Source organism: Clostridium sp. (assembly GCF_047718555.1).
Lineage (GTDB): Bacteria > Bacillota > Clostridia > Clostridiales > Clostridiaceae > Clostridium_I.
Genome location: NZ_JBDNRK010000077.1, coordinates 1 through 16978 on the forward strand (window position 1 = coordinate 1; position 16978 = coordinate 16978).

The window sequence follows — 16978 nt, forward strand, 5'->3', positions numbered from 1 at the left end:
TTCCGAAGATAGTAAGCTATCTGAGGGTTCTGTTGACGTAGTAGGATTCAAAATATACTAGCATACTGACTAGTTATTTATTTGAATGTGCCTAAGTACTTATAAATTTTATTTAAGTGCTTATTGATTCAAACATCGCATTATTTATTATGTCGGATTTGATTTTGGAAAAATTTACACCCTCGGGGTGTAAATTTTTCCAGGTGTATTGAGATATCTTTACATATGTTTAATATTTACATAAAGAAAAAATGGTATTCTGTACATATTGAAAAAATTATTGGAGATGTAATTCTAATGGAAAGAATATGTAAATATCTATATGTAATATCTCTAGATGGATTATCTACCTTAGACTTTGAATATATAAATACGCTGCCAAATTTCAGAAATTTTATAGCCGCGTCATCCTATTGTAAAAATGTATATAGTGTATATCCTACGCTGACATACCCAGCTCATGCAAGCATTGTTACAGGCAGGTATCCTAAAAATCATGGCATAGTAAATAATACATTATTACAGTTAAATAGAAAGTCTCCTGATTGGTATTGGCATAGTAAAAATATAAGGGGAGATACAATTTATGATTTAGCTGCAAAAAATGGTATGGTAGTAGGTGCTTTGTTGTGGCCAGTAACGGCAAAAGCCAGGATACAATATAATATGCCGGAAATTTTTGCTAATAGACCTTGGGAAAACCAGATAATAGTTTCATTATTTAATGGAAGTCCACTATTTCAGTACCAGTTGAACAGAGAATTTGGGCATTTAAGAGATGGAATAAAGCAACCTAATCTTGATAATTTTACACATCAGTCATTATTGTATACTATAAAAAATAAAAATTTAGATTTAACTTTAGTCCATTATACAGATTTAGATAGTACAAGACATAAGTATGGATTTTATTCTGAGGAAGCAAAGCTTGCTTTGAAAAGGCATGATAAGAGAATTGGAGAGATAGTACAGACACTTAAAGATAAGGGAATATATGAAGAAAGTACAATTATACTTTTAGGAGATCACAGTAGTATAGATGAGAATAAGATAATTAATCTCAATGTACTTTTAATGGAAAAAGGATATATTCAGATAGATAATAGAGGAAAAATATCAGACTATAAAGCCATAGTTAAAAACTGTGACGGTTCAGCCTATATATATACAAAAGGTGAAGATGAGGAGAGGCTGAAGGAAATTCTGCGAGAATTCAATGACAAATATGAGTGTATAGAAGAAATCTATTCAAGGGAAGAAGCTATAGATCTTGGAGCAGATCCTCAGTGCTATCTTATGCTTGAGGCAAAGAAGGGGTATTATTTTCAAGATGAGATAACTGGAGAAATAATAAAGGAAATAAGTAGTGATAGTATAAAAAATGGTGAGGAATATACGCTTTCTACCCATGGATATTCACCTTTCAAGAGTGACTATACTACTGTATTTATGGCAGCCGGCAGAGGAATAAAAAAGGGAAATATTATTGAAAAGATGAATCTTGTAGATGAAGCGCCAACTATTGCAAAACTATTAGGATTAGAACTTCAAAATGTTGACGGAAAAGTTGTAGATGATTTAATTGAAGAAAACTATGTTTAGAAAACATGTCTATTAGTTAGGAGAAATTTTATGAAAAAATATAATAAGGTGGAAAAAAGCTGGATATTATACGATTGTACCATATCAACTTATAGTATGATAATTATAACTACTATACTTCCAATATATTTTAGAATGATATTTGAAAATACAGGAGGATCTACGGCAATGGCTACAGCCTATTGGGGTTATTCAAATTCCATAGGTAGATTATTAATAGCAATGGCTGCACCTATACTTGGTACTATAGCTGATTATAAGGGATATAAAATGAGTTTTTTTAAGGTGTTTTGTATTGCCGGAATAGTTTTTACTGCCCTTATGGCAGGGGTGCCGGATTCTGCATGGATGTTACTGCTGGTAATCTTTATACTAAGTACTATAGGAAATTCTGGCAGTAATATATTTTATGATGCTTTTCTAGTGGATGTAACTTCAAAGAAGAAAATGGATATGTTATCTTCCATTGGATTTGCAGCTGGATACTTAGGAAATATAGTGGCCTTTGCTATATGTATGAGCATAGTAATATTGGCCGGAATGCATATAATACCTATATCTGTATCAGAGGCATGTAAAATAACTTTTATAATAACGGCCATATGGTGTATTATATTTTCTTTGCCTATGATCAAAAATGTAAAGCAGGTTTATGGTATTGAAAGAGAGCCTAAAATAGTAGTTAACAGTTTTAAAAGATTATTCTTTACCATTAAAAACATAAGACAGCATAAAAATTTATTGATATTTTTAATTGCCTATTTTTTCTTTATTGATGGGGTAAATACCATTATAACTATGGCTACCTCCTTTGGAGCTGATCTGGGTATAAGTTCAACAACTATGCTTATTGTATTATTGTTTACAATGATAGTGGCATTTCCCTGTGCCATTATATTTGGAAAATTTTCAGAAAAATTTGGTGGAAAGAAAATGTTGTATTTTGGAATAATAGTATATTCAATTATCTGCATCTATTCAAATTTTGTTCATAATTCTGTGGGTTTTTGGATTTTAGCCATGCTAGTAGCAACTTCCCAGGGTGGAATACAAGCATTAAGCAGATCTTATTTTGGAAAACTTGTACCAAAAGAAAAAAATAATGAATTCTTTGGATTTTATAATATATTTGGAAGGTTTGCAGCAATCTTAGGACCCTTTATGGTTGCATTAGCCACTCAAATTACAGGAAAGACTAGCAAGGGTATTTTCAGTATTCTGATTTTGTTTATTGTAGGGGGACTAATTTTAACTAGAGTTTCAGATAAAGACAGTGAAAGTACTGAAGAATACCCAAATGAAAATCTAGCTGTTAGGGAGTAATAGTATATCTGTGCATTTGCGTATAAATAAAAATATTTATTATAAAAAGGGGCTGTCTTATAATGCATATGTATGCTTATGAGACAGCTTATCAGTTTGTTTTTACATTTATGGTTAGCTGATATAACACTTTAGATTAAATGTATTGATTATGGCAATATGATTAAGAACAGGTACTTTTAAGGTTTAAATTAAGTAAAAGATTAAATTTTAGAATTTTGTTGATAAGATATTGATAGCTGGTATAATTTACAATAGAATATTTATAATACTGTATATAATGAAATTTCATTGATAGATGGTATAATAAAAGACTGACTTTAGGTCAGGTGAATAATATAAATTATGGCTGCATTCTCTATATGCAGTTTATCCGATGACTAGCCGTGATACTCCTATTTTCCATCAAAGTAGGAGATAAGGTCTGCTACGTCCCTGGATAACGATTTACCATAAAGGACAACGAGTTCTAAGTATCGAAAATACCAATCCTAAGAACTCTGTTAATAAGTTTCAGAGGTCGAAAACAAAACAAACCACCTGAAACAAAGAACTCTGTTTATGTGTAAATTGCCATGACAAGAGGCTTATATTAGTTTGTACAGTAGATATTAAATGGAGATGATTATAATAATGAAAAAAATTGTATTAGCAGGAGGATGTTTTTGGGGAGTAGAAGCCTATTTTAATAATATATCAGGTGTTGTAAAAACAAAGGTGGGATATGCTAACGGAAACACAGAAAATCCAACCTATGAGGAAGTTTGTACTCACAGCACAGGATATGTAGAGGCATGCTATATAGAATATAATGAGGAAAATATAACCTTAGAAAAATTATTAGAGGCATATTGGATAATTATAGATCCTACTCTAAAGGATAGACAGGGGCACGATATTGGAAATCAGTATCGTACAGGAATTTATTATACAGATGAAAATGATTATGAAATAATACTCCAGTCAGTTAAAGGAGAACAGGAGAAATATGATAAACCTATAGTCACGGAGGTTTTACCTTTAAAGAAGTTCTATGTTGCAGAAGAATATCATCAAAGCTATTTACAAAAGAATCCCAATGGATATTGTCATATACCGAGGGAATTGTTAAAGTGAAAAGGATTAAGGAGGTATACAATTAATGGGAAAAAAAGTTTATGCTATTAAAGAAGGATATGATTTTCAAGAAAATAGGATAATTGAAAATAGAATAGTAAATACCTGGGCAGAATGTCTCAAATATGTTAAGGGTGTTAAAGGTGCTGTATATAAGAGTTTTGAAGATATAAACAGTGCAAAGAAATATTTGAACGAAAAAAGTAAACTGTTAAAAAAGGGAATTGACATCTATCCAACAGATTGCTTGCACATTTACGTAGATGGAAGCTACAATAATGAAACTGAAAGATATGCCTATGGCTTGGTGGCAGTGAGAGATAATATAGTAGAATACATTGAAAGTGGAGTATCAAAGGACAATTCTCAAAAAAGTATAAGACAGATAGCAGGAGAATTGGAAGCTGCTTTAAAAGCTGTGGAGTACACATTAAAGGTAGGAGATAATAGAGTAGTTATATTTCATGATTATGCTGGAATATCTTATCATGCCACAGGATTTTGGGAGGCAAGAGAGGAATCTTCTATAAGATATCATAATAAAATAAATGAATTAATAGATGAAGGCATTGAGGTAATATTTGTAAAAGTGGATAGCCATACTGGAGATTTTTATAATGAACTTGTAGATGAAAAGTGTAAAGAAAAAGTAAATATTAAATCTGATAAGGTTGTAGAAAAGTGGCTTCTTGATAACCATTTAAAAGTAAAAGATGATATTGTTAAGGAAGAGATATTGTCTATAGCTCCTAATGGGAAAAATAATATAGAGGTTGTGAAAGGTAATAATGGTGAGAGCGAGACAGCTAGATTTAGTAATATTATAAATAACTATAAAAATAACAAAGAAGAGACTAAAAAATTTATAACTAATTTATCTGATTTACAAAAAATAAAGCTTATTACTTATTTATTAGATAAACAGGATTTTTTAAAATAGTTTTATATAATTCAATAAGGCTAAGATTAAGTGGAAAAAAATGAAAAATAATATTGTTGAAAAATTTTATTTTATTTGAGTAATATTTTAAAAATTGCATAATATAAATTCAAAGTATTAATCTTACTTTTATAAAGGGGTGTATATATTATGCGTGGAAAATTTATAAAGGGAATAACAACAGGAGCATTAATTGGAGCGGCAGCAGGAATGCTTATTGCGCCAGACCTAAACAGAAATACTAGAAAGAAGATTAGAACATCAAGACGATTTATTAGTAATGCTGCTGAAGATATTTTTGACAATGTAAGGCATTGGATAGATTGATTAAAGAGGCTATCTCAAATTGCATTAATATGCATTTGAGATAGCCCTTTTATTTTTCATATGTCCTAAATCATTAGATTTATTAAAATATTTGAATTGTTATTATGATTTATTTTGTAAATATTAAACGAATTATGATATAATGTAATAAAATTAATTATATTTAATTCTATTATATTTAAATTGAAAATATATGCACAGGCAAAGGAAGATAAAATATGGAGATACTGTCTTTAGGTGAGAAGATTAAAAGAAGAAGAAAAGATCTTGATATGACCTTAAAAGATTTAGCAGGAGATAGAATTACTCCAGGGCAAATAAGTCTTGTAGAATCTGGAAAGTCAAATCCCAGTATGGATCTCTTGGAATATTTAGCACTAGCTTTAAATACATCTGTAGAATATTTAATGGAATCTGAAGAAACTCAAGCGGAGAAAGTATGCGTTTACTATGAAAATATTGCAGAAGCACATATCCTAAATAATGAGTTTAAGTTAGGAGAGCAATTTCTTGAAAATGCCATGTATTATGCAGAAAAATATAAGCTAGATTATAGAAAGGCAAGAAATTTATATCTTCGTGCAATAATAAGTATGACGGAAAAAGAAATGGGGCTGGCACAGCAGTATTTTTTGGCTGCAAATGCCATATTCATAAAACTTAATCAGCAAGAAGAAGTTGTTAAAACATATTTGAAATTAGGAGCAATAACATTAAGTTTGAATGCATACCATTCTTCCTGTAGTTATTTTCAACAAGCAGAGAAGGTTTTTCAGGAAAATAATATAGGAGATGATTTTTTATTAGGTCAAATATATTATTTTACGGCGTTGATATATTTTAGATTAGATAATATAGATAAATCTATAAATTATAGTTATCTTGCCAAGGAAAAGTTTGAAGAAATTAATAACAAAAAGGAATATGCAAAAACACTTTTATTACTTTCAAAAGAGTATATTAAGAAGGAAGATCTAAATAATGCTATAAAATATTCTAAAAAATCTCTTGAAGTGTTTAGAGAAAATTCCGAAAAAGATTATATAGGTGATATTGAAAATGATTTGGGAAGATTATTTTATGAGTTTGAAAACATTGAAGAATCTTTTGCTCATCTTAATAAGGCTAAGGAAATAAGAAGTGACAACAAAAATGCCATTATTGAAACATTGTCTAATATATGTGAAAATTATATAAAATTGAAGGATGTAGAAAACTCTAGAAAAACTCTTGAAGAAATCTTGGATAATGTTTCTGACGAAAGTGATAGTAATATTATAAAGTACTATTTATTAAAGTACAGGGTGGATATTTTGGATAAAAATATAAGGCATGCAGAAGAGACCTTATTAATGGCTTTGCAGTATGCAGAAAATATGTCTTTAACAGAACAAATAGGCGAGATTTATATTATTACAGGAAAATTTTATATAGATAATGGAGACGATAAAAAGGCTGCTCAATATTTGCATCATGGAGTGGAAGCATTTAAGGAGCTTGGGATAATAAAATACTTATAATCAGAGATAGGTGCGTGTATAACATGGAAATACTATCTATTGGAGAGAAAATTAAAAGATCTAGAGTATACAAAGGATATACTTTAAAAGATATATGCGGGAAAAAAATATCAGTTTCTAAAATGAGTTGTATAGAAAATGGGAAAATAAAACCTGATAATTGGGTATTGGAATTAGTAGCCTCCAAATTGGGAATTGATATTGCATATTTAAAGAAAGATGTAAGAGAACAGTTAGAATTCAATTTAAAGAAAATTAAAAATGAGCATAATGAAGATGATCAGGGAGAAGCTTTAAAGTATAATTTAGAATATGCAGAGGAATATAAGTATTATGATATTGCTTTTGAATTCATGCATATGCTTTTTAACTACTATTTAGACATAAAAGATACTAAGTCCTGTCAAGCTAACACAGCCAGGCATTATAATTTATGCAGAAAATCTGGTAATGAAAAAAATAAATTATTATATTATATGGATATTGGAAGATATTTTTATGCGGAGAATGAATATTTTCAAGCCGCAAATTATTATAATAATGTAAGAAAAACTTTAATGGAAAATAAAAGTAAGGACTATGATTTTCTCTGCAATGTAATTTATGAAGAAGCAAATTGTCATTTTATGATGAAGGATTGTGAAAAGGCTTATGAAATTCTCACCAGTCTTATTAATATAATAGGTTTTATTCGTGATGGTGAATATAAGGCTAGAATTTTTAATTTATTGGGCATACTTTCCATTAAAATGAATAATGGAAAGTTTGAAGATTTTGAAAAAAAGTCTTATAAATTATGTGAAGATCATAAAGCTCTTAAAGCAGAATTTATTTATAGCTATGGATGTGCAATGCTGGAAACAGAGATTAGTGATAAAGCTTGTAAATATGTAAATGAGTCTATAGCATTATATCCTACAGATATTAAGAGAAATTATGTTCATTTTATGCTTAAAATAATTAAGACTTTAATTGAAATAAATAAAATTTTACAAGCACAAGAAATATGTGATAAAATATTAAATTATTCAATAGATTTGCACGAAGATATATTTATTGAAAAGTCTTACTATTTCAAATCTTTAATAATGTACAAAGAAAAAAATATTGAAATGAGTGAGATGTATATGAATTTGTCTTTAGATATTCTCATGAGAATAGGTAATAAAAACCAAATCAACAATAGATATATGGAGATGGGTATTTTATATTTTGAAATGAATAATACTTCTGAATCAATAAAATATTTTAGTCTTGCTTTAAACGCAAATAAAACAGTTTAAATTGCATTTTCAGATTAAAAATAATTATATATTTTAATTATATAATTCGATTATTTACATATAACAATAAAAGGTTATCTTAATTTAAAAAAGATGGCCTTTTATTGTTATATACATGATTTAAGGCATATTCAAATAAATAACTAGTCAGTATGCTAGTCTATTTTCAATCTTACTGCGTCAACAGAACCCTCAGATAGCCCACTATCCTCGGAACCTGTTTCCTTGTATGATTTAAAATATCCGTCGCATCTTTGACTTACTATTTATTTTCATATGCCTAATTACTATAAAAAGTAGTATAATATATTATATAAAGAATAATAAATTATGCATCTTTAGATGTACTATTCATTTTAAATTTTTACTAAGGAGATGAAAACTATGAATGTAGAAAGGTTAACCACAAAAGTTAAGCAAGCTATAAATGATTCTCAACTTGCAGCTGTAAGATTTAATCATCAAACTATAGATTCTATTCACCTTTTTATGGCTTTAGTTTCTCAAGAAGATGGCCTTATTCCAAATATTTTTAGTAAAATGGGAGTGGATGTTGAGAGCCTTAAAAGGGATATTGAAAGTGAACTGGATAAAATGCCTAAGGTATTAGGTGAAGGGGCACAAAGCTCTTCAGTTTATGCAACCAGAAGATTTGAAGAAATATTTATAAAGGCTGAAAAGATATCTAAAGATTTTAAGGATTCATATGTAAGCTCAGAGCATGTTATGATTGCGTTAATGGAATCAGATAAAAATGATACTGTAGTGGCTATACTTAAAAGGCATAATATAGTTAAAAAAGAATTTCTAAAAACTTTAGCTGAAATTAGGGGAAATCAGAGAGTAGAGACAGAAGATCCAGAAGGCACCTATGACGCCCTTTCTAAATATGGAAGAAATTTAGTGGAAGAAGCTAAAAAGCACAAATTAGATCCTGTCATAGGTAGAGATGAGGAAATAAGAAGAGTTGTAAGAATACTTTCTAGAAGAACAAAAAACAATCCAGTTTTAATTGGAGAACCTGGTGTTGGAAAAACAGCTATAGTTGAAGGACTAGCAGAAAGAATTATAAGAGGAGATATTCCTGATGGCTTGAAAAACAAAATTATTTTTTCTTTGGATATGGGAGCTCTTATTGCAGGTGCAAAATATAGAGGTGAATTTGAAGAAAGACTTAAAGCTGTTTTAAAGGAAGTTCAAAATAGTGAAGGAAAAATAATATTATTCATAGATGAAATACACACTATAGTAGGAGCAGGAAAAACAGAAGGAGCAATGGATGCAGGAAATTTAATAAAGCCGCTTCTTGCAAGGGGAGAGCTTCATTGTATTGGTGCTACTACTTTTGATGAGTATAGAAAATATATAGAAAAGGACAAAGCTTTGGAGAGGAGATTTCAACCTGTCATTGTATCAGAACCTACTGTTGAGGATTCCATTTCTATTCTCAGAGGACTAAAGGAAAGATTTGAAATACATCATGGTGTTAGGATACATGATTCTGCTATTATAGCAGCTGCAAAGCTTTCGGATAGATATATTACAGATAGATTTTTACCAGATAAGGCAATTGATCTTGTAGATGAAGCTGGCGCCATGATAAGAACTGAAATTGATAGTATGCCTACAGAGATGGATATGCTTAAGAGAAAAATATTTCAAATGGAAATTGAAAAAGAAGCATTGTCCAAGGAAAAAGATGAGGCAACTAAAGAAAGACTTAAAACCTTGGAGGAAGAACTAAGCAATCTTAAAGAAAAAGATAAAGAGATGACTTCAAAATATGAAAATGAAAAATCACAGATAATAGAGGTTAAAGAACTAAAGACAAAGCTTGATGAAGTTCGTGGGCAGATAGAAAAAGCAGAAAGAGAGTATGATTTAAATAAAGCCGCTGAATTAAAATATGGAACAGTACCTAATCTGGAAAAAGAAATAGCTGAAAAAGAGAAGCTGATCAAAGGAAAAACTGAGAATGCACTTTTGAAGGAAGAGGTCACTGAAGAGGAAATATCGCAAATTGTATCTAAATGGACTGGAATACCTGTTTCAAGACTTGTGGAAGGAGAAAGAAAAAAACTTCTTAGGCTTGAAGATGAATTGAGAACGAGAGTAATAGGCCAGGATGAAGCAATAAAAGCTGTAGCTAATGCAGTAATAAGAGCGAGAGCTGGACTTAAGGATATAAAGAGACCTATAGGTTCTTTCATATTCCTTGGACCAACAGGAGTAGGTAAAACTGAGCTTGCTAAAACTCTTGCAAGAACTCTGTTTGATACAGAGGAAAATATTATAAGAATAGATATGTCAGAGTATATGGAAAAATATTCTGTATCAAGACTTATTGGAGCACCTCCAGGATATGTAGGATATGAAGAAGGAGGACAACTTACAGAAGCTGTAAGAAGAAAACCATATAGCGTAATTTTATTTGACGAAATTGAAAAGGCTCATGATGATGTATTCAATATATTTCTTCAAATTTTAGACGATGGAAGGCTTACAGATAATAAAGGTAAAACGGTAGATTTTAAAAATTGTATCATAATTATGACATCCAATATAGGCAGTAACTATCTTTTGGACAACAAAGGAGAAGTTGGTATTGATGAAAATATAAAAAAATATGTAATGGATGAAATGAAAGCTAGATTTAAACCGGAATTTCTTAACAGGCTGGATGATATAATAATGTTTAAACCTCTGTCAACTAGGGAAATAACTAAGATTATAGACATATTCATTGAGGATATAAGAAAAAGACTTAATGAGAAGAATATTAAGCTTGTTATTACAGAAGAAGCCGAGAAGCTTATGGCAAGGGAAGGTTATGATCCAGTTTATGGAGCTAGACCATTAAAGAGATATATTGAAAACACCTTAGAAACAGAAATAGCAAGAAAAATTATTGGCGGGGAAATATATGAAGGTACTACAGTAAAGGTAGATGGGAAAGATGAGAATATAATTATTGAAAAAATGAATTGATTTAATTAATTAGTTCAATATTCAGTGAAAGCTTTTGTGTTGTCATATCCTCAAAAACACAGGATATGACAACCACAAAAAAGTTTCAGATAAAAATAAAATGTAATCTATTTAGATTACATTTTATTTTTTACTAGTAAGATCAATTATCCACTTTTTCATCGTGTAGCTGGATGAAAAGCTTTCACTGGTTAATGAATAAAAACTTTCATGTTAGTTCCAAATCTTCATGAAATTATCCTTACTAGGAATTTTTCACACTACCTGTTTCTCTTTCTATGATAAATTCCTTTGCTTTTAACTCTAAATCATTATCAATACGCTCTAGATTTATTTCACCGTATTTTAGCTCTAAAGCGGTTTTTATTAACCTATCTGCAAGTTCAGGGTTTTTGGATAAAAGTGAACCATGAAAATAAGTACCATAGGTATTTTTATATATACAGCCTTCAAATCCATCAGAACCGTTGTTACCATAGCCTTTAATAACTTTCCCTAAAGGTTTTAGGTTGTTTATATAAGTTCTACCAGAATGATTTTCGAAACCTACATATATTTCATTGGTTTCCTCATTTTTTATTACTGTATTGCCTATGAATCTAGTATCTCCTCCATCTGTATATATATCTAATATGCCAAGGCCTTCTAATTTTTCACCATCTGGTGTAGTATAATATTTTCCTAGAAGCTGGTAGCCCCCGCAAATAGATAAAAATACTTTGCCGCTGTTTATGTACTGAGAAATTCCTTCTTTTTTAGTTTTAATTAAGTCATTAGATACTATAGACTGCTCATAATCCTGTCCACCACCAAAAAAGACTATATCATACTCAGCAGGATCAAAATTATCATTTATGGATACATTAAATATATTTACTTTTATGTCTCTTTGTTCAGCTCTATATTTTAAAATTAGTATGTTTCCAATATCACCATAAACGTTTAATAGATCAGGATATAAATGACAGATATTTAATTCCATAGAATTCACCACCAATTAATATTTATTTTGTTGATTATTAGCCATTGTAAGATTTTTACTACCATAGCTTTTTAATTACACCCTTAGTATGAAGAAATTTTCTAAAATCAATCATAGCAGTATAAGTAGCCAGTACATATACAATATTACCTTCACAATTTTCTATGTTTTTTAATATTTCTTCGTAATTTTCACCAATTACAAATTTGTTATGATCAACGCCTGCAATTTTTAAACGTACTGCTATATCATATAATCTTATTCCGCCAACTATGGTTTTTTTAATATTTAGCTTACTTAGAATTTCAAAGTTTACATCCCAAATCCAGGAAACATCTCGACCATCTGCATAATTATCGTTTAGAAGCATACAAATATTTATATCTCTGTTGTCCAAAGAAACTGTATTTAATGCTTGATCATATCCAGCTGGATTTTTTACCAGTATTATTTTTAATTCCTTGTCATTAATATTAATGGCTTCCTGTCTGCCAAAGCTGCTTTTAATATTTTTGAGAGAATTAGCTATAACAGAGTTTTCAATGCCAAGGAGTTTTGCAGTAGATAGTGCACATAGTCCATTATAAATATTGTAAATACCAGGTTGATTTATATAGTACTCTGAGTCATTTATACATACCAGAGAGCCTGAGGTTGAGAGCTCTTTTATCTCATCAACATGATAAGTAAGCTCTGGTCTTTTGTAACCGCACTGGCTGCAATAAAATTTTCCTAGATGATTATATGTAATAAAATCATAAGAATATGCATTTTTACACTTCTTACAAAACTTAGCATCTGCATTTATATCCACAGTCTTATTTTCATTTGTAGAACAGTTGAATCCATAATAGAATGTTTTATTTGGAATATCCAAATCACCAAGTAAGGACTCATCACCATTAAGCACTAAAGTAGTTTCAGGTACTTTTCTCACACCATCCATTATCTTGTTCAAGGTAGTGTAAACTTCTCCATATCTATCAAGTTGATCTCTAAATAAATTTGTTATTATAATAATTTCAGGAATCAAATATTCAGTTATAAGTTTAACGTTTGCTTCATCCACTTCTATAACAGCATAACTATTATCCTTAGCTTTAGTAAAACGAAAATTATCAATAAAGCAGGAGGTTATGCCTGATTTTAAATTAGCTCCTGTATTATTAGTAATTACTTTTTTACCGCTTTCCTTGAGCATATTATAAATCATGTTAGTAGTGGTTGTCTTACCATTTGTCCCTGTTAAAAGTATAACTTTATAATTTTTCGTTACTACCTTCAGAATATTTTTGTCCAGTTTCAAGGCTACTCTTCCAGGAAAATTTGTACCACCCTTGAATAATTTTTTAGACAATATAATAATTACTTTTGAAATTAAAATACTAAAAAATGAATTAATTTTGATTTTAAACACCCCCATAAAATAAAAACACAGAGTATAGTTATAATTATTGCAGAAATTTTAATCAATAAACAGTACTTAAAGTAGTTTTTTTGTATATTTTTAATGATAAATTCCATTGCTTATAGTATCACAATTAATTTATGTTTACAAATAGTATAAACAGCATATATAAGTGTGTTATTAACATAATAGGTATGATTATCTCATAAAAAGTATATTTAATAAAATATATATACTGAATATTTCACATTGAAACCACTATAAATGGTATAATGGAAATTAATTCTACAGCTTTTGTAGTTTAATCATACATATTAATTCATTATTTATATGTTATATAAAATTTTTGTAAAGAAAAGTGATTATATTCTTAATAGATTGAAAAATTGGGTGCTTGGGGTTAATATATAGTTGTATATATGATTTTAAATAGAAAAATGTGGACTAAGAGGAGGTTTTACATGTATCCTTTAAAATTTGAAAATTTATATTATGAAAAGATTTGGGGTGGGAGAGACTTAGAAAAATTAAGAGATAATCTGCCAGATGGGAAAATTGGTGAAAGCTGGGATGTAGCTTGCCATGAGCATGGAATGAGTGTGGTAGCTAATGGAAAGTATAAAAATTTAAGATTAGATAAACTAATTAAATTAGAAGGAAAAAATATATTAGGAGACAAAATAAATCAAGAAAAGTTTCCACTTTTAATTAAATTGATTAATGCCAAAGATAGGCTATCTGTACAGGTTCATCCTGATGATGAATATGGTAAAAGAGTTGAAGGTGAGCTTGGAAAAACAGAAATTTGGTATGTTATTGAAGCCTTTGAAGGTGCTAATCTAGTAGTTGGAACTAAAGATTGTACAAAGGAACAGTTTAAAAAAGCTATAGACACTGGAAATTTCGATAAATATCTAAATAAAATATTTGTTAAAAAAGGTGAAGTCTATTTTGTGAAAAGTGGATTAGTTCATGCTATAGGACAAGGCGTAATAATAGCTGAAATTCAACAAAACAGTGATACTACCTATAGAGTATATGATTATAATAGGGGAAGGGAATTACATATTGATAAAGCATTGGATGTAATTGATTTTAGGCTTAAGGGTGAACAAAGTATAGGGCTAAAGGTGGAAAATGAATATTATAATAAGACTTTTTATTCACTTTGTGATAAATTCTCTTTAGAATTTTATGAAATAAAAAGTGGACTTCAAGAAGAAAGTGATAGGGAAAGATTTTATATATTCACCTGTGTTGAAGGCGAAGGAGTTATATATTTTAATGATGGACATGAAAAAATAAAATATGGGGATAGTATATTAATTCCTGCATATTTAGGAAAATATGAGATTAAAGGAAACCTAAAGCTTTTAAAATCCTATGTTCCAGATGTAAATAGAGTTGAACAGGAAATAATTAGTTTCATAAAGAAATAAGGACTAATAAGTATTTCGTAAGATTTTATCATATTCTGCGGTCAATATATGAATATAAAAAACAAGAAATATGGACATGCAGTTTTTTAATAATGAGATTTAGAATGGAGTGATTAATTAAAATGTCAACTAATTTTTTAATAATTATTAAAGCAATTATACTTGGAATTGTAGAAGGTGTGACGGAATTTTTACCTATTTCCTCTACTGGACACCTAATTATAGTAGGAAAATTCTTGAATTTTGAAAAGCCTTTTGCAGATTTATTTGATGTAGTAATTCAATTAGGTGCTATACTTGCTATAGTAGTTTTGTTTTGGAATAAAATTGCAGAATCCTTTAAAACAATTCTTGATCCTAGCTTTAAAAGTTTTGGCTCCAGGCTTTGGAGGAATTTAATAGTTGCATTTATTCCAGCAGGCTTAATAGGATTTATATTTCATAAGAAAATAGAAGCAAACTTGTTATTTCCATTACCAGTAGCAGGTTCTCTACTTGTAGGTGGTATATTAATGATACTTGCAGAAAATAAATTTAGAAAAAATAATAAGACTAATGATATAGCAGATGTAACTTTAAAACAAGCTTTTATAATAGGGTGCTTTCAATGTTTATCTGTAATTTGGCCGGGATTTTCAAGATCTGCTTCAACTATAATAGGAGCGTGGATTGTTGGGCTATCTACTGTGGCTGGTGCTGAATTTTCATTTTTCCTTGCAATTCCAACCATGGTTGTAGCTACAGGATATTCTCTTTTAAAGAATCTTACCAGTATAACACCACTAGAAATTCTTGTTATATTAATAGGTTTTGTTGTTTCATTTATAGTAGCATTGATTGTTGTTGAACGTTTTATAAATTTCTTAAAGAAAAGAAAAATGCGTGTATTTGCCATATATAGAATTATATTAGCAGTTGTAATTATAGGACTTACTATTCTAAAAGTAATATAATAAAATTTCAATTTTAAATTATCTGGAATTAAATAATATAAAATTAACCTGTGATTAATTTTCACAGGTTTTAATATTTTTTGCATATACTTTTTAAATAATGGAATAATAATTTTATATATTTTGATTGAGGAGTGATAGCATGGACTTAGATAACAAAATTGAAGAGATTATAAATAATAATAAATGGATAAAAAATGATATTGGAATGGGAAGAGTCCAATGTGTAAAACTTGTAAAAGATGCTAAGGAGTTATTAGTTATAATAGCATCTAATATATTGAATACACCTATATCCTGTAGAGTTGAAAAAATTATTATAGCAAATGGGGAAATTATAGTTTTTTATGATGGTGAATATATTCAAAGAGTGGAAAAAGATGAATATGACAGGTATAGAAATTTTTTAAATGAAAATGAATGGGATGCTATTTTTAGGCATGATCCAGTTAAACACCTATATGAAAATCATATGATAAGTGAAGAAAAGGGCCTTTATGCGGAAATGCATGAAACATTAGAAAAATATATGCAAAGCGGATATGATACAGAAGCTAGTGAATTTCTGTGTAAAAAGTATAATTTATAAAGTATATTTAAACAAAAAACTTCTTGGGCAAATGGGATTAGCTTGGTAAATTACTGATGCTAGTTGGGATAAGTCTGAAGAAGCCCCTACTTATAAGTGCAGTGTAGATGATAGGGGGATGTTACTTAATATAATACAGTAAAATTAAGTGCAAATTATCCAGGTGTGTCAGTATGCGATATATGGAGAAATAGAAGAAAAATTAAAGAAATATGTAGTTATTTTTGTTATACTAGGAAAGATATAAATAAAAAAAATTTTCATTCTGATAGAATAATCTTCGTCGCTTGAAACAACAGCTATTGATAAATTAAAGTTTTAATATCTAAAACAAAGGTTTATTAATAACATTAGGGTATAATGATATCATAATTATGTTGTTCGTAGTATGACAGGATATCAGTAAAATTTGTGATAAAAAATTATTGACAAGTTGTATTGATAATGATAAACTATAAAAGCTGTCAGATGACAGGAATTGATCTTTGAAAATTAAACAGAGTATAAG

Annotated in this window: 13 protein-coding genes; 11 read left to right on the top strand and 2 right to left on the bottom strand. The window is 29.2% G+C overall.

The genetic code is table 11. From position 1 onward, the window contains the following. The first annotated feature begins 297 nt into the window (after positions 1–297). The 8 genes from ABF633_RS19110 to clpB all read left to right on the top strand — a co-directional run bounded on the left by ABF633_RS19110 (position 298) and on the right by clpB (position 11099). The gene (locus tag ABF633_RS19110; protein WP_415526023.1) at positions 298–1602 is read left to right on the top strand and encodes an ectonucleotide pyrophosphatase/phosphodiesterase; all 1305 of its coding nucleotides are present in this window, start codon (positions 298–300) and stop codon (positions 1600–1602) included. Positions 1603–1632: 30 nt separating this feature from the next. Further along, a complete protein-coding gene (locus ABF633_RS19115) occupies positions 1633–2925 on the top strand; it encodes an MFS transporter (protein ID WP_415526025.1) in 1293 nt (430 codons plus the stop codon). Positions 2926–3558: 633 nt separating this feature from the next. Next, entirely contained in the window at positions 3559–4041 is a 483-nt protein-coding gene (gene msrA, locus ABF633_RS19120) for a peptide-methionine (S)-S-oxide reductase MsrA (RefSeq protein WP_415526027.1), read from the top strand. 25 nt (positions 4042–4066) lie between these two features. Continuing rightward, on the top strand, positions 4067–4981 hold the full coding sequence (locus tag ABF633_RS19125; RefSeq protein WP_415526029.1) for a viroplasmin family protein: 915 nt from the start codon (positions 4067–4069) through the stop codon (positions 4979–4981). 150 nt (positions 4982–5131) lie between these two features. Next, a complete protein-coding gene (locus tag ABF633_RS19130) occupies positions 5132–5308 on the top strand; it encodes a YtxH domain-containing protein (RefSeq protein ID WP_415526031.1) in 177 nt (58 codons plus the stop codon). Between the two features lie 218 nt (positions 5309–5526). Beyond that, positions 5527–6828 (top strand): helix-turn-helix domain-containing protein, encoded by a 1302-nt coding sequence (locus ABF633_RS19135; protein WP_415526033.1) that lies wholly within the window; start codon positions 5527–5529, stop codon positions 6826–6828. 23 nt (positions 6829–6851) lie between these two features. Next, a complete protein-coding gene (locus ABF633_RS19140; RefSeq protein ID WP_415526035.1) occupies positions 6852–8111 on the top strand; it encodes a helix-turn-helix domain-containing protein in 1260 nt (419 codons plus the stop codon). 384 nt (positions 8112–8495) lie between these two features. After that, a complete protein-coding gene (gene clpB / locus ABF633_RS19145) occupies positions 8496–11099 on the top strand; it encodes an ATP-dependent chaperone ClpB (RefSeq protein ID WP_415526037.1) in 2604 nt (867 codons plus the stop codon). Positions 11100–11343: 244 nt separating this feature from the next. Here the strand turns inward: clpB and ABF633_RS19150 are convergent, their stop codons facing one another. Together ABF633_RS19150 and ABF633_RS19155 are read right to left on the bottom strand one after the other, a co-directional pair. Continuing rightward, the gene (locus ABF633_RS19150; RefSeq protein WP_415526039.1) at positions 11344–12081 is read right to left on the bottom strand and encodes a type 1 glutamine amidotransferase; all 738 of its coding nucleotides are present in this window, start codon (positions 12079–12081) and stop codon (positions 11344–11346) included. Positions 12082–12139: 58 nt separating this feature from the next. Then, a complete protein-coding gene (locus ABF633_RS19155; protein ID WP_415526047.1) occupies positions 12140–13498 on the bottom strand; it encodes a MurT ligase domain-containing protein in 1359 nt (452 codons plus the stop codon). 452 nt (positions 13499–13950) lie between these two features. On the opposite strand from ABF633_RS19155, the gene ABF633_RS19160 reads away from it, so the two are divergent. The 3 genes from ABF633_RS19160 (at position 13951) to ABF633_RS19170 (ending at position 16470) form a co-directional block, all read left to right on the top strand. Next, positions 13951–14928 carry a type I phosphomannose isomerase catalytic subunit gene (locus ABF633_RS19160; RefSeq protein WP_415526041.1) on the top strand — a complete coding sequence of 326 codons (978 nt, stop codon included), beginning with the start codon at positions 13951–13953 and terminating at the stop codon, positions 14926–14928. A 122-nt stretch (positions 14929–15050) separates the two neighbouring features. Next, positions 15051–15881 (top strand): undecaprenyl-diphosphate phosphatase, encoded by an 831-nt coding sequence (locus tag ABF633_RS19165; protein WP_415526043.1) that lies wholly within the window; start codon positions 15051–15053, stop codon positions 15879–15881. Between the two features lie 142 nt (positions 15882–16023). After that, positions 16024–16470: a hypothetical protein gene (locus ABF633_RS19170; RefSeq protein WP_415526045.1), complete on the top strand. Its 447-nt coding sequence runs from the start codon at positions 16024–16026 to the stop codon at positions 16468–16470. Positions 16471–16978: the final 508 nt, after the last annotated feature.

Coding starts and splice junctions, on each gene's coding strand:
- ABF633_RS19165 (WP_415526043.1), top strand. CDS start 15,051: ATGTCAACTAATTTTTTAATAATTATTAAAGCAATTATACTTGGAATT.
- ABF633_RS19135 (WP_415526033.1), top strand. CDS start 5,527: ATGGAGATACTGTCTTTAGGTGAGAAGATTAAAAGAAGAAGAAAAGAT.
- ABF633_RS19170 (WP_415526045.1), top strand. CDS start 16,024: ATGGACTTAGATAACAAAATTGAAGAGATTATAAATAATAATAAATGG.
- ABF633_RS19150 (WP_415526039.1), bottom strand. CDS start 12,081: ATGGAATTAAATATCTGTCATTTATATCCTGATCTATTAAACGTTTAT.
- msrA (WP_415526027.1), top strand. CDS start 3,559: ATGAAAAAAATTGTATTAGCAGGAGGATGTTTTTGGGGAGTAGAAGCC.
- ABF633_RS19110 (WP_415526023.1), top strand. CDS start 298: ATGGAAAGAATATGTAAATATCTATATGTAATATCTCTAGATGGATTA.
- ABF633_RS19140 (WP_415526035.1), top strand. CDS start 6,852: ATGGAAATACTATCTATTGGAGAGAAAATTAAAAGATCTAGAGTATAC.
- ABF633_RS19125 (WP_415526029.1), top strand. CDS start 4,067: ATGGGAAAAAAAGTTTATGCTATTAAAGAAGGATATGATTTTCAAGAA.
- clpB (WP_415526037.1), top strand. CDS start 8,496: ATGAATGTAGAAAGGTTAACCACAAAAGTTAAGCAAGCTATAAATGAT.
- ABF633_RS19130 (WP_415526031.1), top strand. CDS start 5,132: ATGCGTGGAAAATTTATAAAGGGAATAACAACAGGAGCATTAATTGGA.
- ABF633_RS19160 (WP_415526041.1), top strand. CDS start 13,951: ATGTATCCTTTAAAATTTGAAAATTTATATTATGAAAAGATTTGGGGT.
- ABF633_RS19115 (WP_415526025.1), top strand. CDS start 1,633: ATGAAAAAATATAATAAGGTGGAAAAAAGCTGGATATTATACGATTGT.